This is a genomic window from Nonomuraea sp. NPDC049158, from assembly GCF_040648335.1.
Taxonomy (GTDB): domain Bacteria; phylum Actinomycetota; class Actinomycetes; order Streptosporangiales; family Streptosporangiaceae; genus Nonomuraea.
Genome location: NZ_JBEZDM010000058.1, coordinates 1 through 17,929 on the forward strand (window position 1 = coordinate 1; position 17,929 = coordinate 17,929).

Below are 17,929 nucleotides of genomic sequence, written 5' to 3' on the forward strand. Positions count from 1 at the left end.
GGACCGGCGCCGGGCGCGGCCCAGCTCGCCGCCGGTCCTGGCCGAGCACGACGGCCGGCGCGCTGCCGAACCGCGCGAGCGCCAGCAGCAGGCCCGGCTCGTTCTCGCCCGCGCCGTTGCCGGTGAGCGGGGTCACGTCGGTGGCGGCCAGCTTGAGCAGCGTGCGCGCGCCGGGACGGTCGTCGCGGCGCGAGCGGGTGATCGCCTCCCACGCCTCCACCGGCCGCAGGTCCTCCTCTGGCGGCTCACCGGCGACCAGCCCGCTACGTTCGGCGCACAGCACGGACAGCGCCCTGATCGCCACCCCCCGCGCGTCGTCGGCCGACACCACCGCGTCGACCAGCCCGTGCTCGTGCAGGTTCTCCGCCACCTGTACGCCTTCGGGGAACGGATAACCGTGCAACGACTCGAACACCCGCGGCCCCAGGAATCCGATCAGCGCCCCCGGCTCCGCGGCCGTGACATGCCCGAGCGAGCCCCAGGACGCGAACACCCCACCGGTCGTCGGATGCCGCAAATACACCACGAACGGCAGGCCCGCCCCGCGATGCGCCTGCACCGCGGCGGTGATCTTCACCATCTGCACGAACGCGAGCGCGCCCTCCTGCATCCGGGTGCCGCCCGAGGCGGGCGCGGCCAGCAGCGGCAGCCGCTCACGGGTGGCCCGCTCGGCCGCGGCGACGACCCGCTCGGCCGCCGCCACCCCGATCGACCCGGCCATGAACGAGAACTCCGAGACCACCACGGCCACCCGGCGCCCGTCGAGCAGGCCCTCACCGGTGACGACGGACTCGTCGTAACCGGACTTGGCGCGGGCCGCGGCCAGCTCGTCGGCATAGGAGGAGCCCGGCGCCACCGGATCGGCGGGCGGCGCGTCCCACGACTTCCACGATCCCGCGTCAAGGACCGTTTCGATCAGTGTGCGCGCGTCCGGACGGCTCACCATGGCTCCCTACTAACCGGCGATGTCGGAATGTTGACGCACGAGAGCGCCCGCCGGTGCCATCGGATTCGCATCACCCCTCGCGCTCTTCCAGCCAGCTGAGCACCGCGTCGCCGTCCTGGCCCAGGGCGGGCGGCGGGGTGTGCGCCACCTCGGGGCCGTCTTCGAAACGCAGTGGGGGTCCCGGCAGTTCGATGCGGCCGAGGACGGGATGGTCCACCTCGATCACCAGGCCCTGCGAGCGGGTCTGCTCCCAGGAGTAGACCTCGTCGATCGAGCGGATCGCGCCCGCGGGCACTCCCGCCTCGCCGAGCCTGGCCAGCCAGTGGCCACGGTCGTGCGCGGCCAGAGCCTTCTCCATGTCGGCGATCAACTCATCCCGATGCGCGAATCGCTCCCTGTTAGTCGCATATTTAGCCACATCTGGGTCTATGCCCAGTAGGGCGGCCACCTTCTTCCACTGGCCGTCGTTGGCCGCCGCGATCTGCAGCATCCCGTCGGCGCAGTGGAAGGCGCCGTAGGGGGCGATCGAGGCGTGGTGGTTGCCGTTCGCGCCGGGCACCTGGCCGCCCACGGTCCACGCCGTGCCGTGGTAGGAGTGCACACCGGTGACGGCGGCCAGCAGCGACGTACGCACCACCCGGCCCCTGCCGGTCCGCTCGCGCTCGTACAGAGCGCCGGTCACGCCGTACGCGCCGTGGATGCCCGCGAGCAGGTCGGCGATGGACGCGCCCACGCGGTACGGCTCGTCGCGCGAGGGGCCCGTCAGCGACATCAGGCCGGCCTCGCCCTGGGCGATCTGGTCGTAGCCCGGCCGGCCGCCCTCGGGCCCGTCATGGCCGAAGCCGGTGATCGACAGGATGACCAGGCGCGGGTTGAGCTCGTGCAACCGCTCGACGGAGAAACCGAGGCGGTCGAGCACGCCGGTACGGAAGTTCTCGATGAGCACGTCGCTCTGGCGTACCAGGCGCTCGACGAGTTGTTTGCCGTCGGCGGACTTCAGGTCGATGGCGATGGACTGCTTGTTGCGGTTCGCCGCCAGAAAATAGGTGGAAATATCATGATCAGGCCCGACGAAGGGCGGCCCCCAGCCTCGAGACTCGTCCCCTCCGTCCGGATGCTCCACCTTGATCACCCGCGCGCCGAGATCGCCGAGCATCTGAGCCGCGTGCGGGCCCGCCAAGGCCCTGGACAGATCCAGCACCACGATGTCACCAAGGGGTCCGAGCAAGGCCAGCCTCCAGAATTGCGTTCGTGGCGAAAGAGTAGTCTTTCAGGCTCCGTGTCTCCTTCACCTACCCTGGGAGCCGTGAAATCGCCCGCCCGCCGCATCCAGGCGCTCGATCCGTCGTGCGGGCCGGTCCGGCTGGTCGCCGTCGACGGCCCCGCCGGGTCGGGCAAGACCACGTTCGCCGGCGAACTGGCCGCCGAACTCGGCTGCCAGGTGGTGCACAGCGACGACTTCCCGGTCCCGTGGGACGAGGGCCCCGGCGGCTGGTTCGACGCCCTCGACACGCAGGTGCTCCGCCCGCTCCAGCGCGGACTCCCGGGCGCGTTCCGCCGTTATGACTGGGTACGCGGCGAGTACACCGACCTGATCACGGTTCCTGCCGCGCCGGTCCTGATCATCGAAGGCGTGGGCACGGCCCGCAGATCGGCGGCCCACCTGCTGGCGTTCACCATCTGGGTGGAGGCCCCCGAAGAGGTGCGGCTGCGCCGGGTGCTCGAGCGCGACGGGCCGGAGCTTGAGCCGAGGTGGCGCGTGTGGTTCGCCACGGAGCAGGCCTGGTTCGACGCCGACGACACGCGGGGTCGGGCCGATCTCATCAAGAGTGGTTGAGGTCGCTATAAGGACCGCAAGTGGTCGACGTCATTGAAGGACAGCAGCTCAAGACGGCCGTCCAGCGCCTCCCACGTCGAGACGGAGGCGTTGAGCACCGGCGCGAACTCATCCATGGCGGCCAGGTCGGCGTCGGGCGTCTCGGCGATCACATGCCGCAGGGCCAGCACCACCGTGTCGTGCGCGACGATCAGCACCCGCCGCCCCTCGGCCCCGGCGCCCAGGTCACCGACCGCCGCCCGTACCCGGACCGCCACATCACCCACCGACTCACCGCCCGGCGGCCGATAGTCGTAGTCCCCCGCCGCCCGCTGGCGCGCCAGCTCCTCGGGATGGCGCCGCCCGATCTCCGCCTCGTTGTACAGAGCGAGCATCCCCCGCTCCCGATCCCTGAGCCGCTCGTCCGTCGTGACCGGCAACGTCCGCCACACCTCGGAGGCGCTCGCCCAGGTGTCGAGCGCACGCGTGTAGGGCGAGCACCACACGACCTCGGGCGCCTCCTCCTCCGGCAGCGCCCCCAGCAACTGCCCGAGCGCCCCGGCCTGCCGCCGCCCCAGGGCCGTCAGGGTCACCTCGTCATCGCCGCGCTCGTAGACGAGCGGCGTGTCGCCCGCCTCCCGGTAGGCGGCGTTCGCCTCGCTTTCGCCGTGTCGTACGGCGAGGATCCGTGACGGTCCCATGCAGTGCATGGTGCCATAGTCGCGGCGGCGCGCCTTTACAAAGTAGATCCGTGTCGCGGCATGGCGGCCAGTACCTTGGCCAGGGCCTCGGTCAGGTGGGTGGCGTGGCGGGGATCGTCCATGAGCATCGACTGCCGGACCCAGACCACCTCCCGAGCCGCCGCCTCGGCGGCCGGGCACGGCTCCGCCCGAGCACCCTCCCGGGTGAGCGCCGCCATCGTCCCGAGCGGCGGGTACCCGCCTTCGAGCGGCACCCCCTCGGCGGCCATCGCGGCCAGCAGGAACTCCCGGTCCACCGGCTCGTGGAAGCGGAGCATGAGCAGGTGCCGAGAGTCCCGGGTGGTACCAGGCGGCCGCGGAACCACATTCACCGAACCCGCAACCACCGATTCACCGCTGTGCGCCGCACCTCGCCCGGCGGTCAGTTCGCGTTCGACGGCGGCGCAGAAGGCCTCGCGGCGGTCGATCTCGGCGTCGAGGCGGTCGAGCCAGGGCAGCAGGAGGGCGGCCTGGATCTCGGTGAGCCGGAGGTTCCAGCCGACCGACGGGTGGCCGTACCACTGACCGCCGAGTCTGCGGCCGAGGTTGCAGACCGACCAGATCGCCTCGTACGCGGACTCGTCGCGGCAGACGATCAGGCCACCCTCGCCCGCCGTCAGGGCCTTGCTCGCCTGGAAGCTGTACACCCCGGCGTCGCCCAGGCCGCCGACCGGGCGGTCCTTGTAGGTCGCGCCGTGCGCCTGGGCGGTGTCCTCGACCACGACCAGGCCGTGGCGGGCCGCCAGCGCGTTGTGCGGGTCCATGTCGGCGGGGCTGCCTGCCAGGTGGACGGGCATGATGGCGGCCGTTTTGTCCGTCAGCGCCGCTTCGACGGCCTCTGGTGACAGGTGCAGGTCCACCGGGTTCACGTCGACGATCACGGGCGTGGCACCGGCCAGGAGCACCGCCGTGGCCGAGGCGACGAAGGTGTAGGCCGGAACGATCACCTCGTCGCCCCGTCCCACGCCCAGACCTCTCAGCGCGGCGAACAGGCCCAGTGTCGCGTTCCCGACCGCCACGCCGTACGGCACGCCGGACCTGTGGGCGAACGCGGCGGTCAGGTCCGCGACCGTGGAGCCGCCCTGGGTGGCGCCCCACTGGCCGCTCTCCAGGACCTCGGTGACGAGAGCGCGCTGGGCCGGGTCGAGCGGCGGCGGCCACGCGGGCCAGGGCGCCGAGCGGACCGGCGTACCACCGTGGAGGGCGAGTGTCACGGGGAGCGTCCCTTTCGAAGTGACTTGGAGCAGTTTGGGAGCGTCAAGGAGGGCTGGCGGGTTGAGGTCAGATGGGTGGAGCGAGGAGGCGGGCGAGGTTGGCGCCCTGTACGAGGGCGCGGTCCCTGTCAGTGAGCGGGGCGCGGGCGATGCGGCCGAAACCGGTGCGCAGGTCCAGGAAACAGGCGTCCGACCCGAACACCACCCGGTCCGCCCCGATCATGTCGACGAGCCGGGCGATCCAGCGGCCGGTCATCTTGGAGCCGCAGATCTCCAGGTAGAGGTTCGGGTGGTCGGCCGCCAGCCGGGCGGCGCGGGCGAAGCCGTACGCCCAGAGCCCGGTGTGCCCCATGAGCAGCGGCATCGCCGGATGGCGGGCGGCGATGGCGGCGAACTGGGCGGGATCGCTCCACGGCGAATCGGTCTGGGCGTGGGCAAGAACGGGCAGGCCGAGCTCCCACACCGGCTCGTAGAGCGGGTCGTCCAGACGGCACTGGTGTACGTCGGGATGCAGCTTCACGCCCCACACGCCTTCCAGCGTCAGGGGTGTGCGGTGGTGCGGGTTGTAGACCTGCCAGACGCCGAACCGGCCGGGGAAGCGTTCGGCGATCTCGGCGGCCAGCCGGTTGCCGCGTACGGCGTCCGGGCCGACGGCGAGCAGGTGGCTGATGCCCATCGCGGTGACGCCGATCCGGTCCATCGTGGCCACCAGGCCCGCCGCGGACGGATCGGGGATGAGGAAGTCGGGCCAGCCGCCGACATGACCGTGCGCGTCGAGGACCACATCAGCCCGCTCAGGAGGAAGGGTCACATCAGCTCGCTCAGGGAGCCGGCGGCGATCAGGTCGACGGCGGACGGCTCCAGGTCGAGGTGGTCGAGGAGGAAGCGGGGGCCGCAGTCGTCGGCGATCGGCGCGCCCGTGCCGAAGATCAGCCGGTCCGCCCCGAATCGGTGGGCGAGCCATTCGACGCCGCCCTGGGTGTTGACGGTGCCGATCTCCAGCCAGAGGCGGCGGGTCTCCGCCATCAGTTCGGCCACCGCGCGCAGGCGGCGGTAGCCCGGGTTGAGCAGGAGGACGCGCTGCTCTGGCAGTCGCTCCATCAGCGTGCGGAGCTGGGCGGGCGACGTCTCCTCAAGGTCGATCGCGACAGGCAGGCCGAGCGCGGCCAGCCAGCGCAGGGCGATCGGGCCGGTGAGGTCGAAGCGGTGGCGTTCGGGACAGAGCCTGATCATGCGGACGTTCCACCCCAGCACCTCGTGCAGTTCGGCCGGCGCGGACGCCCCCGTCACGCCGGGTACCACGACGGGCACCGGGATGAGCCGGGGGTCGTCCAGCCGCAGGAGGGCCTCGTTGCCCGCCTGTGCGTCCGAGTAGAGGCTGAGCGTGTGGGTCACACAGGCCCGGTCGATGCCCAGCCGGTCCATCTCGGGCCCGGGGTCCGACGGCAGGTCGTCGAACGGTACGGGACCGATCAGCCGGTGGGCATCGATCACTGATTTCGGCACAGACCGAAATCTAGCCAGCGGTCGCCGGGATGGTCAAGGGCGGGCAGGCGGGGTCGAGCCTGATCCTGGCCAGGTTCCGGCCCACCAGGGCCCAGGCACGCCAGCTGCCGGGCTCGAAGTGGAGCTGGGGGTTGGTGTACCACTCGTCACCCAGGCCGGTGGCCAGCAGCTTGGCTTCGGTGCCCAGTTCGTAGGCGTTGCCGCCCCCAAAGAAGGTGGACACGAACACCTTGCCCCGATGCACGGTCAGCTCTCCGTAGCCGGCGAGCTTGCCCTGGCTGACCACCTTCTTGGTGGCCAGGTCCAGCGCGATCCAGGCTCCCGAGTCGCGCTTGTACACCCCGTACAAGAGCCCGTGGTGCACCTTGATGTCCTGGAACGTACGGAAATTGGCGACCGGATCGACCTGCCAGAGCACCTTGCGCTTCCTCAGGTCGAAGGCGGCCACGGACGCCGAGGTCTTGACCGGCGGAGTGCCGCCGCCGCCGAGCACGTCGCCGCCCAGGTAGACGACGCCGAGGCCCAGCGAGAGGCTCATCAGGCTCTGGCCGGGGATGACGTCCACGTAGACGTCCATCTTGCCGGTGTCCGGGTCGACCACGGACAGGGCGCCCGACAGCTTGGCGCCGAGCGGCGCGGAGGCCACCAGGAGCTTGTCGGTCAGCGGGTCGTACTCGATGTCCCATGGCCGCTGCTGGTCGTGGCCCAGGTAGCCGAGCCCGCGCACCTGGTCGGTGCGGATGTCGATGGAGAGGATCTGCCCGCTGGGGTACATCGCCGCGTAGATCTTGTTGCCGCGCCGCACCAGGTCCTTGGGCTCGCCGGGCAGACGGAACCTGCGCTTGGCGCCCGTACGCAGGTCGCGGACCTCCATCGAGAAGTGCCCGCCGATGTAGAGGGCGCGGTTGGGCACGAGCAGCATGCTCTGCGGCCGTTCGGCGCCGGCGGGTATGCCGGCCTCGACCAGGTCCACGAACTCCGACTTGCCCGTACGCAGGTCGAGCCACCACATGCCGCCGCTGCCCGAGACGCCGAACAGGGTGTTGTCGTCGAGCAGTTGCAGCCGCCTGGTCTCGTCACCGGGGGACGGCGGGTCGGCGATCTTCGTGAACGCGGCGTCGCCGGTCCGGTAGCGGTAGACGGCGCCGTCCGGGCGGGTGGTGGCGTAGAGCGTGCCGTCGGCGACCACCGTGAGCATGTCGAGGCTGCCCTCCGCCAGGGCGGGCTGCCGAAGGTCGGTGCCGTCCTTACGCACGTCGATGAGGGTCCCGCCGCTGCCCGCGTACACGCGGTCGCCGTGCTCCACGACGGCGCCGAATCCCGTGGGGCCGGTGGCGAGCCGCGTGGCCGTGCCGGTTGCCCGATCGATCGACATGAGCTGGGCCTTGTCGAGCAGGCCGGCGTAGACGTGGTCGGCGTCCGCGGCGATGGCCCTGACGTAACGCTCACCGGGCGCCAGTACGCCGAAGTTCCGGACCGCGCCGGTGCTGGGGACGTACTCCCAGACCTTGCCGTCCGGGTACGTCCCCGCGTAGAGAGTGCCGTCGGGCGCCGCGGTCAGGCTCCAGACGAAGCCGCCGTTCTTCCCGAACGAGTACAGGCGCTTCACCTCACCCGTCGCCGGGTCGAAGCTGTAGAGGTCGGGGACCGGGTACGTGCCGACATAGATCTTGCCGCCGGACACGGCGGTGGCCCAGCCGCCCTCCGCCTCACCCGCGGCCGGGCCGTCGGGGAGCGTGACGCTTCTGACGACCTTGCGGGTGGCCAGGTCGATCTCCGCCAGCACGGGCGGCTTGGGTCCACGTTCGACGACGTAGGCGTGTCCTTCGTGGACGACGGCGCCGACGATCGCGCCGGTGACCGACGCCGGCCCGAACGTCTCCACCGCCGGGCTCGCACAATCGGCGACGGCAGCGGCTTCGGCGGTGGGGGCTGTGAGGAGGGCGGGTAACAGGCCGGCCACGACGACCATGAGCGAGCGGAGCATGTGGGCCTCGCGTTCATTTCTGAGCAATTATGGCCCCGACCGTAATCTTATGCGCGCCGTTCGTCAATGGCATGATTGGCCGCATGGCGATTAGGGACAAGGCCGGTATGGCGTTCGACGCTTGGGAGCTGATCGGTGGGCTGGAGGTGGCCCTGGACGTCGACGTGCTCGTGGGCGCCTACCCGGACCGCGACGGGCCACCCGGGACTCCGGCTACCGTACGGGCGATGCTGGCGGCGCACCGGATCCGGGCGGGGGCGGTGGCGAGTCTGCGGGCGGCGCTCTTCGACGTACGCTCGGGCAACGACGCGACCCTCGCCCTGGCCGCGCCCGATGACCTGACGGCATCCGGTGGAGGCGCGCCGGTGGGGTTCGTGCCGGTCGGGGTGGTGGATCTGCGGGATCCCGTGGGTGCGGGGCGCGAGATGGACCGTCTCGCGGCCGCGGGCGTCCGGGCGGTCCGGCTGTTTCCGGACGAGCAGGGCGTGGAGGCCGGTTTCCCGTCGGTCCGGCATGTCGCCCGGCGGGCGGCGCGGCTGGATATGACGGTCCTGACCGGTGGCGACGTACGCAGGTTCTGGCAGCCGTTCGCCGGGCTGGAGGCCAGGGTGGTCTTCCTCGACACGCACTTCTACCACCTGGGCGACTTCCTGGTGGCCGCCGCCGACGAGCCCGGCTTCCACACCTCCACCCGCCTGCTCAACTCCCCCGACGCGCTGGAGACGGTCGCCGCGGAGATCGGCGCCGAGCGACTGCTGTACGGCTCGCGGACCCCCCACTACGAACCCCTTGTCCCGCTGCTCAGGCTGGCGACCAGCGGCCTGAAGCCCGACGAGGTGGCCGCCGTCGCGGGCGGCAACGCCAGGAGGCTACTCGGATGATCATCGATGTGCACGCCCACTGGGGTCCCTGGTTCTTCACCATGGACGTGGCCGGGGCGACCCTCGCCACCATGGACCGCTACGGCATCGACCAAGCCATCGTGTCGTCCACCGAGGCGGTCATCTACGACGCCCCGGCAGGCAACCGCGCCCTGGCCACGGCCCTGAACGACCAGGAAAACAGCGGTCGGTTGTACGGCTATGTCACCATCAACCCGCGCAGGCTTCAGGAGGCGGTTCGGGACCTGGCCGAATACCTGCCGACCGGCCGGTTCGTCGGTGTCAAGATCCACACCGACTACACGGGCTCGCCCGCCACCTCGCCCCAGTTGCGCGCCGCCCTCGAACTGGTCGCCTCGGCGGGCTGCCCGGCGCTGGTCCACACCTGGGGCCCCTCGGTGCTGGACCTGGCCCAGGTCTGCCTCGACACGCCGGGGCTCCGGGTGATCGCCGGGCACATGGGCGCCGACGGGTTCCGGTACGCGATCGAGGCGGCCCGCGCCTGCGACCGCCTCTACCTGGAGCCCTGCTGGTCCCACGCCCCGGCGGGCCGCATCGCCGAGGTGGCGGCGAACGTGGACGCGCGGCAACTGCTGTTCGGCACCGACGCGACGCTGATCGACCCGTCGTCGGCCTTCGGCTCGGTCGCCGCGGCGAACCTCACGGGCGAGACGGCCGAGCGGATCGCGTGGCGCAACGCGGCGGAACTGTTCGGCCTGGAGACCGCATAACGCGATCTGGACATTACGGCCCGGTCCGTTATAGCGTGCGGCGCAACTTCACCAAGGGAGCCGCACATGATCCCCCGTCGTCGTTTCCTGCGAGCGGCCGCCGCGGCCGCCTCCCTCACCGCCGTACCGGTCATCCAGGCCAAGGCCGCCGAAGCCAGGTCCGGCGAGGAGACCAACAGCGGCCGCGAGCCCGAGGGCACCGTCACCGGCCTCGGGCCCGCGAGCGTCGCCAGCCCGCTGGGCAACGGCGAGTTCGTCGGCGGCGTCCTGTACGTGGGCTCCCGCGGCCTGTCTCCCAACGTGGTGGGCGCCTACGACCTGGCCAAGGATGCGGTCACCACCCATTTCGACATCCCCACCGGCGTGGGCGTCTGGGCGATGTGCCGGGTGGGCACCGACGTCTATGTGGGCACGCACGCCCGTTCCGACCTCTACCGCATCGACACCGTCGCGGGACAGGTGACGAAGGTCGCCGAATATCCCGACCACTACATCTGGACCATGGCCTCCTCCCCCGACGGCAAGGTCTACATGGGCACGTCGGAGCCGGGCCGCGTCTGGGAGTACGACCCGGCCACGGGCACCAGCCGCGACCTGGGCCAGCCCGCCCCGGGCGAGGCGTACGTGCGCAGCATCCAGGCCGACGACAAGTACGTCTACGCGGGCGTCGGCTCCCACGCCCACCTCATCGCGATCGACCGGGCGACCGGCGAGAAGCGGGAGCTGCTCCCGGCCGCCCTGGCCGACCGCGACTGGGTGTCGAGCATGAACATCTCCGACACGCACCTCGCGGGCGGCATGAACTCCCTCGCCGAGCTGGTCGTCCTCGACAAGGCCGCGCCGGGCGACTACAAGCTGGTCAAGGCCACGGCCCCGGGCGAGAAGTACGTCGTCGCGGTGCTGATCCACGACGGCCACGTCTACTTCTCCGGCCGCCCCTCGGGCACCTTCTACCGCTACGAACTGGCCACGGGCAAGCTGGAAGTGCTCGGCGTGCCGTACTTCGAGGCGCTCACGCACCGGCTGCTGGCCCACGAGGGGCGCGTCTACGGCATCCAGGACAGCGCGGTCTTCGTGTACGACCCGGCGACGGGCACCCTCGACTACCTCAACCTGGTGCAGCGCGGGCTCAAGGCGGCGCCGGAGGAGCCGATGTCGGTCCACTCCGACGGCCGCCGCGTCTACGTGGGCGGCAAAGGCGGCGCTGACATCCATGACCTGGCCACGGGCAAGGTGAGCAGGCTGGGCATCTCGGGCGAGCCGAAGACGCTGCTGACCGTCGGCGGCACCACGTACCTCGGCGTCTACACCCAGGCCGCGCTCTACTCCTACCGGCCGGGCGACGCGGAGCCGAAGCTGCTGGCCCGTACCGGCAACCAGCAGGACCGGCCGCGCGACCTGGCCTACGACGCGCGCACGGGCCTGGTCGTGATGCCCACGCAGCCGGAGCCCGGCCACATGAACGGCGCGTTGTCCCTCTACTCACCGCGTACCGGCACGTACGAGACCTATCGTCCCGCCGTCGAGCGGCAGACCGTCTACTCCGTCGCCACCCGACTCGGCACCGCCTACCTCGGCACCACCACCCAAGAGGGCCTCGGGATGCCACCCGTCACCACCAGCGCGAGGCTGGCCGCGTTCGACCTGGTCAAGCGGAAGCTGCTGTGGCAGATCGAGCCGATCGCGGGCGCGCGGTACATCTCCTCCCTCGCGCTGGGCCCGATCACCCTGTACGGCATGGCGAGCACGGGTGAGGTGTTCGAGTTCGACCTGATCCGCAAGAAGGTCACCAGGACGCTGAAGGTGGGCGCCAAGGGCGGCGAGCTGTTCGTCACCGGCCGCGTCGCCTACTGCACCGACGGCGACAAGGTGTACAAGCTGGACCTGGTCACGTTCACGGCGAAGACGATCGTCGAGGGCTTGGCCGGTCAGTGGTTCGGCGGCGAGCCCAAGCTGGCCCTGGACCCCTCCGGCAAGGCCCTGTACGGCGTGCGCGGCCGCGACCTGGTCCGCATCGCCATCTCAGGCCGCCGCTGAGCCGTCAGAACAAGCGCTGAAACCGTCAGATCCACCCACGCTCCCTCGCCGCCATCCCCGCCTGAAAGCGGGTGATGGCGTTGAGGTCCTGCATGAGGTCGTGGATGCGGCGCTGCACGGTACGCAGCCCGAGCCCGAGCGCCCGCGCGATGCCCTCGTCGGTCAGTCCCCCGGCCATCAGCGCCAGCAGGTCCCTGGCCAGCTCGTCCGGACCGTCGGCGGGCGGCCGGGGCGCCGCGCGTAACGGGAAGCCGCGCAGCCACTCCCGCTCGAACAGCGCGATCAGCGCGTCCAGCAGCGCCGAGTGGTGCAGGATGAACGCCGCGTCGATCGAGTACGCCCCGCTGCGGATGGGGATCAGCGCCAGCGCGTCGTCGGCGATCCACATCTTCACCGACGCGTCCGCCACCACGCGCACCTTCTCCCCGCGCGCCGCCGCGGCCTGGATCAACTCCAGCCGGCCCGGCATCGCCAGCGCCTCCAGGTCGTAGACGCTGCGGTAGTCGACCCCCGCCTGGAGCATCCGCAGCTCGCGCTCCGTATTGCCCGACAGGTCCGGCATGACGTACGGGGGCTTGTCGATGTTGCGGAACATGCTCTGCGCGCTCTCCTGCAGCGCGTACGCCCGGCTGATGATGTTGTCGGTGCCCATGACCACCTCCACCTGCTCGGCCGGATGCGCCGCGTAGCGCGAGGCCCGCTGGAACGACGTCGTGAGCTCGTGGATGGCCGTCCGTACCTGGTGCAGCTCCTCCTCCTGGCGGCTGAGCATCGGCCGGATGGCGATGTCCGGCGCGACCGCCACGTACCGGGCGCGGCGGCCGGGCAGCCGGCTGGCCAGCCCGCGCCTGGCGAATCCGGCGAGCGTGCGCGCGGCCAGCGGCGTCGACACCCCGCAGTGCGTGGCGAGCTCGGCGGCCGATGACCGCGGATTCTCGACGAGCATCGTGTACAGGCGGCTCTCGGCCGGTGACAGGCCGATGGCTTCGAGCATGGCGGCACCCTTCTGACCGATGGCGGGATACCGCCACCTGGCGGGTTTTGGCCCCTCCGGCGTACTTGTGCCCTGACTGAATCCCAGATTAGGTCAGCGAGGAAACGATCTCCACCGCACAGGAGAGTGCCGTGCGCATGCTGTCCACCCCCCGGCGCCGCGGTCTCGGGGCCTTACTCGCGTTCGCGCTGGCGGTGCCGCTGGTCGCCGTAGCCGAACCGGCCACCGCCGCGCCCGCCGCCGCACCCGCTGAGGCGCCCGCCAACGGGTCCGCCAACGCGCCCGCCGCCGTCAAGGCGCGGGGTACGGCGCCCGTCAAGATCACCCTGGTCACCGGGGACACCGTCACCTACTCCAAGGACGCCGCGGGCCGCGCGGCGGTCGTCGTGGACCCCCGCGACGGCCATGAGGCGACGAACTACCAGGCCCAGCAGGACGATCACGGCTACTACGTGATCCCCGCTGACGCCGGGCCTTACGTCAGCAGCGGCCTGCTGGACAAGGAGCTGTTCAACGTCGACTACTTGGCCGTCAACGGGTACGGCGACGCCAAGGCCGATCGGCTGCCCCTCATCGTCCAGTACCAGCCGCAGGTGAAGTCCGGCGACGTCGCGGGCAAGGCCCGGGCGCTGAAGGGCGGCGCGGAAGCGCTGGTCCTGAAGAGCATCGACGGCGCCGCGCTGAAGGTCGACAAGAAGCAGGCCCGAACGTTCTGGCAGTCCGTGACCGGGGAGACGACCCCGTCGGAGGCCAAGGCGAAGGCGGCCCCCGCCCTCGAGAACGGCCTGCGCAAGGTGTGGCTCGACGGCAAGGCCAAGGCGCTCGACGACGTCAGCAACCCGCAGATCGGCGCGCCGAAGGCGTGGGCCGCAGGGTTCGACGGCACCGGCGCCACGGTCGGCATCATCGACACCGGCATCGACGCCCAGCACCCCGACCTTCAGGGCAGGATCGCCGAGGCGCGCAGCTTCGTCCCGGCGGGCAGGCCCGGCGGCGGCGACCCGGCCAACGTCTCCGACAAGTTCGGCCACGGCACCCACGTGGCGGGCATCATCGCGGGCAGCGGCGCCGCGTCCAACGGCCGCTACAAGGGCGTCGCGCCCGGTGCCCGGCTGACCATCGCCAAGGCGCTGGACGACACCGGCAGCGGCAACAACTCCGAGATCATCGCGGCGATGGAGTGGCAGGCGGCCACCGAGCACGCCCGGGTGGTCAACATGAGCCTGGGCAGCAACGGCGCGACCGACGGCACCGATCCGCTGAGCCAGGCGGCCAACGACCTGACCGCCGAGTACGGCACGCTGTTCGTGGTCGCGGCGGGCAACTCGGGCCCTGACCGGTTCACCGTGGCCGCGCCCGGCGCGGCGACCTCCGCCCTCACGGTCGGGGCGGTCGACTCCGCCGACAAGATCGCGTCGTTCTCCAGCCGCGGCCCGCGCCTGAGCGACGACTTCGCGATCAAGCCGGAGATCACCGCGCCCGGCGTGAACATCATCGCGGCCCGCGCGGCCGGGACCTCGCTCGGCGAGGGCAGCAGCGTCCCGGGCGGCGGCCCGATCGACGACAACTACACGGCGGCGTCCGGCACCTCGATGGCCACGCCGCACGTGGCCGCCGCGGCGGGCATCCTGGCCGCCCAGCATCCCGACTGGACGCCCGACCAGCTCAAGACCGGCCTGGTGGGCACCGCGCAGCCCCTTGACGCCACCTCGCCGTACGACCAGGGCGCCGGTCGGCTGGACATCGGCCGGGCTGTCACCCAGCAGGTCTTCGACGACCTGTCGGCGGTGTCGGCCGGGTTCACCGACCCCTACACCGGCCAGACGCTCACCAAGAAGGTGACCTACCGCAACACCGGCAAGGACCCCGTCACGCTGTCCCTGTCGCTGGCACTGGCGCGCGGCGAGGCGCAGGCGCCCGCCGGGATGGCCTCGATCACGCCGTCGTCGCTGACCGTGCCCGCGGGCGGCACCGCCTCGGCGGACCTCACCATCGAGCCCAAGCTCGGCGAGCCCGGCTGGTACGAGGGCCGGCTGACGGCGACGGCCGGGACCGACCGGCTGACGGCGCCCATCGCCTTCCGTAAGCAGGCCCAGATGGACACGGTGCACGTCAAGCTCGTCGGCAAGCCCGAGTGGGCGAGGCTGAACCCCGGACCGCTGGCCGTGATCAGGGTCAGCGACACCGATCCGCTCCTGGCCGGCGAGCCGCTCACCGTGGTCACCGAGAACTGGCGGACCACCGACGTGCCCGGCACGGTGCAGGTGGACGTGAAGCTCGCCCACGGCGGCGTCTACTCCATCAGCACCCAGCCGTGGTGGTACACCATGCCGGCCCGCCAGCTCCAGTACGGCCTGCTGATCGCCCCCGAGACCAAGCTCACCGGCGAGACCACGATCACCCTGGACGCGACGAAGACCGAGCAGTTGCGGATCAGCACGCCGCGCGAGTCGGAGCCGGTGTTCCTGAACACGATGAACGTCCGCACGACCGCCTCGGGGCGGATGTACGCCGGCGCCTCGCTGCTGAGCTACGAACCGGCCATCACCGGAAACTACTGGGTCACACCGGTCACGTCCAAGCCGACCGTGGGCACCTTCACGTTCGTGTTCGACCAGATCCGCCGGGCGCCGGAGGTCTCGCTGAGCGTGCCGGGCCTGTCGCTGCATCCGCGCTACGTCAGTGAGCACGACGCCCTGGTGCCCAAGTTCGCCGCCGACCAGCGGCTGAGCCTGACCACCATCGGCGCGGACATACGCGGCAAGCTGGTCTATCTCCCCGCCAGGAACTCCTTGCAGCTCCTCCTGACCGACATGGAGACGGCGATCAAGGGCGGGGCCGCGGGTGTGATCACCAACGACCGATTCGCCTGGATCCTCAGCGCCGACGCCTACCTCGACCAGAACAAGCTGCCCCTCCTGTGGCTCGACAGCGCCGAAGCCGACGCCCTCGGCAAGGCCATGGCCCGCAAGCCGTACCCGGCCGGGAAGCTGACCGTCCAGCCGACCAGCCCGTTCGAGTACAAGCTTGCCTACTACGTGAAGGGCGCCACCGCCGGCCGCCTGACCTTCGCCCCGAAGGCCCGCGACCTGACCGCGATCGACACCACCTACCACGCCCAGTTCCCCATGCAGGCCGGAAGGTGGGGTCCGTACCCGAACTTCAACGAGGTCGACCACACCTACATCCCCGTCCAGCCGCTCAGCGTCCGCGGCTCGCACCTCTTCAACGCGCCCGTGACCCGGACCGAGTACTACAACACGACCGGCAGCGAGGTGCTGTGGCAGCGCGGCTACCAGTTCCGCGACCCCGCCACGGACACCACTCGCCTGGCCATGTCCGAACGGGGGTTCACCCGCGCCACCCAGGAGCGGGAGGAGTGGAACGAAGCCCTCATGCCCACCCAGATCACCACCGGGCCGGACCGGCCGGACTGGGTCGATCCGGGGATCTTCTGCGACGGCTGCCGCCAGGGCGACCGGATGCGGGTGCGCGCGCTCGTGCCGTTCGGCCTGGGCTACTACACCGACGCCTCCGACCCCAGCCACACCTATGTAGGGGCGCCGGGCGACGAGCAGACCCACCTGTTCAGCGGCGAGACGGAGGTGCAGCCCCAGTACGACGAGATCGGCCTGCCCTACTACGGCGTGCCGGCCGGGTCGGGCACGTACCGGCTGACCAATGTGTGGAAGGACGGGTTCACCGGCAAGCACGCGGGCACCAGCGTCGAGTCCACCTGGACGTTCCGATCCGCCCGCCCGGCCAAGGACAGCGCCCCGTACCAGTGCCTGGACGGCCTGCTCTTCGGTGACAAGCAGCCGTGCGCGCGGCTGCCGCTGATCCAGCTCCGGTACGAGCTCAACCTGCCGGGCAACGACACCGTGGCGGCCGGCCGGCCGTTCGCGTTCACCGTCAAGACCGAGGGCGGCGCGTCCGCGCTGCGGGTCTGGACCTCCGCCGACAAGGGCGCCCACTGGACGCCGGCCGTGGTCCTCCCGGCGCCGGGCGGCTCCTTCAAGGTCCTGGCGGTCAACCCCGCCGGCAGCATCACGATCAAGGCCGAGGCGAAGGGCAAGGACGGCAGCGCCGTCACGCAGACCGTCGCCGACGCCTACATGGCGAGGTAACCCCCCGCCCTCGCCACCGCGGCCCGTTCCTGCTCCGGCAGGGACGGGCCGTATGGGTCGTGGGCGTGGGACTCCGGGATCCGGCCCTCGGCCGCCGCCAGCCACAGCATGCGCTGCACGTAGCCCTCCATGGGCTCGGTGAAGGTGGCCGTGGCCAGACGGTCCAGGCGGGCCGACGCCGCGTCGAAGGCCCGTAGGTCCGAGCCCTGGTAGGCGTCCATGACCGCGACCGTCACCTCCACCGACGCGGCCGCGAGGCCCACCAGGGCGGCCTCGGCGCCCCACAGGAGCGACGGGCCGAACATGCGGTCCTCCCCGGTGATGGCCAGCCGGCCGGCCTGCCTGGCGAGGGTGATGGCGCGCTGGCAGCCCATGGCGTCGGACAGCAGCGCGGTCTTGATCCCGGCCACGCCGGGATGCCGGAGAAGGTCCCGCATCGTGTCGGCCGGGCAGGGCCGGGTGTAGAGGTCGAAGGCGATCATGGGGATCCCCGCCGCCCGCCAGATCGCCTCGTGGCCGCCCAGCCGGTCGCCCTCGGCGGGGAAGACCAGGACGCCATCCGCGCCGAGCCTCGCGGCCATCTGGGCCTCCGCCACGGCCCGCGCGAAACGCCCGGCCGCCCCGGACGACGCCGTCCCGCACGACTCGGGCGAACCGGACGGCTCGGGGGCGCCGGACGGCTCGGGGGCGCCGCCGACGCCGACGATGACCGGCACGCCGAGCGCGACCGCGCGCTCGATCACGGCGGCGCGTACGTCCGGCGTCAGGTACGGCCCGCGGCCGGTGTGCGCGAGCACCGCCAGCCCGTCGGCACCGTCCTCGACCAGCCCGGCGAGGTAGCGCGACACCACGCCGAGATCCACCTCGCCCGACTCCGTCATGGGGGTGGCCGCGGCGGCGAGCAGCGTGCCGCGAAGACGATCACGGAGGACTTGTGCCGAAATATCCAC

General features: G+C 71.5%; 14 protein-coding genes. 5 read left to right on the forward strand and 9 right to left on the reverse strand.

Features of this window, described 5'->3' with window-relative positions:
* Both AB0B61_RS54070 and AB0B61_RS54075 read right to left on the reverse strand, forming a co-directional pair.
* The coding region (locus AB0B61_RS54070; RefSeq protein ID WP_358449542.1) for a carboxyl transferase domain-containing protein at positions 1-946 on the reverse strand (946 nt) is incomplete at its 3' end.
* Positions 947-1,016: 70 nt separating this feature from the next.
* A complete protein-coding gene (locus tag AB0B61_RS54075; protein WP_358449544.1) occupies positions 1,017-2,174 on the reverse strand; it encodes a CoA transferase in 1,158 nt (385 codons plus the stop codon).
* A 78-nt stretch (positions 2,175-2,252) separates the two neighbouring features.
* Here AB0B61_RS54075 and AB0B61_RS54080 point away from each other — a divergent pair, with 78 nt between their 5' ends.
* Entirely contained in the window at positions 2,253-2,783 is a 531-nt protein-coding gene (locus AB0B61_RS54080; RefSeq protein ID WP_358449546.1) for an AAA family ATPase, read from the forward strand.
* 5 nt (positions 2,784-2,788) lie between these two features.
* Here the strand turns inward: AB0B61_RS54080 and AB0B61_RS54085 are convergent, their stop codons facing one another.
* The 5 genes from AB0B61_RS54085 to AB0B61_RS54105 all read right to left on the reverse strand — a co-directional run bounded on the left by AB0B61_RS54085 (position 2,789) and on the right by AB0B61_RS54105 (position 8,209).
* The gene (locus AB0B61_RS54085) at positions 2,789-3,463 is read right to left on the reverse strand and encodes a histidine phosphatase family protein (RefSeq protein WP_358449548.1); all 675 of its coding nucleotides are present in this window, start codon (positions 3,461-3,463) and stop codon (positions 2,789-2,791) included.
* A 35-nt stretch (positions 3,464-3,498) separates the two neighbouring features.
* Positions 3,499-4,716: a DegT/DnrJ/EryC1/StrS family aminotransferase gene (locus AB0B61_RS54090; RefSeq protein ID WP_358449550.1), complete on the reverse strand. Its 1,218-nt coding sequence runs from the start codon at positions 4,714-4,716 to the stop codon at positions 3,499-3,501.
* 67 nt (positions 4,717-4,783) lie between these two features.
* Entirely contained in the window at positions 4,784-5,527 is a 744-nt protein-coding gene (locus AB0B61_RS54095; RefSeq protein WP_358449552.1) for an amidohydrolase family protein, read from the reverse strand.
* The gene (locus AB0B61_RS54100) at positions 5,524-6,222 is read right to left on the reverse strand and encodes an amidohydrolase family protein (protein WP_358449554.1); all 699 of its coding nucleotides are present in this window, start codon (positions 6,220-6,222) and stop codon (positions 5,524-5,526) included. Before AB0B61_RS54100 ends, AB0B61_RS54095 begins: the two co-directional genes overlap by 4 nt.
* A 10-nt stretch (positions 6,223-6,232) precedes the next feature.
* Positions 6,233-8,209, reverse strand: a complete 1,977-nt coding sequence (locus tag AB0B61_RS54105) for a hypothetical protein (protein ID WP_358449556.1) — start codon at positions 8,207-8,209, stop codon at positions 6,233-6,235.
* An 83-nt stretch (positions 8,210-8,292) separates the two neighbouring features.
* On the opposite strand from AB0B61_RS54105, the gene AB0B61_RS54110 reads away from it, so the two are divergent.
* From AB0B61_RS54110 to AB0B61_RS54120, 3 genes are all read left to right on the forward strand, one after another.
* Positions 8,293-9,090, forward strand: coding sequence for an amidohydrolase family protein (locus AB0B61_RS54110; RefSeq protein ID WP_358449565.1), 798 nt, complete (start codon positions 8,293-8,295; stop codon positions 9,088-9,090).
* Positions 9,087-9,821: an amidohydrolase family protein gene (locus tag AB0B61_RS54115; RefSeq protein WP_358449567.1), complete on the forward strand. Its 735-nt coding sequence runs from the start codon at positions 9,087-9,089 to the stop codon at positions 9,819-9,821. Before AB0B61_RS54110 ends, AB0B61_RS54115 begins: the two co-directional genes overlap by 4 nt.
* Positions 9,822-9,887: 66 nt before the next feature.
* Positions 9,888-11,858 (forward strand): hypothetical protein, encoded by a 1,971-nt coding sequence (locus AB0B61_RS54120; protein ID WP_358449569.1) that lies wholly within the window; start codon positions 9,888-9,890, stop codon positions 11,856-11,858.
* Between the two features lie 25 nt (positions 11,859-11,883).
* On the opposite strand, the gene AB0B61_RS54125 is transcribed toward AB0B61_RS54120, so the two are convergent.
* Positions 11,884-12,852: a helix-turn-helix domain-containing protein gene (locus AB0B61_RS54125; protein WP_358449571.1), complete on the reverse strand. Its 969-nt coding sequence runs from the start codon at positions 12,850-12,852 to the stop codon at positions 11,884-11,886.
* 137 nt (positions 12,853-12,989) lie between these two features.
* Here AB0B61_RS54125 and AB0B61_RS54130 point away from each other — a divergent pair, with 137 nt between their 5' ends.
* The gene (locus AB0B61_RS54130; protein ID WP_358449642.1) at positions 12,990-16,979 is read left to right on the forward strand and encodes a S8 family serine peptidase; all 3,990 of its coding nucleotides are present in this window, start codon (positions 12,990-12,992) and stop codon (positions 16,977-16,979) included.
* Here the strand turns inward: AB0B61_RS54130 and AB0B61_RS54135 are convergent.
* A complete protein-coding gene (locus AB0B61_RS54135; RefSeq protein WP_358449573.1) occupies positions 16,964-17,929 on the reverse strand; it encodes a dihydrodipicolinate synthase family protein in 966 nt (321 codons plus the stop codon). The two genes, AB0B61_RS54130 and AB0B61_RS54135, sit on opposite strands and share 16 nt — an antisense overlap.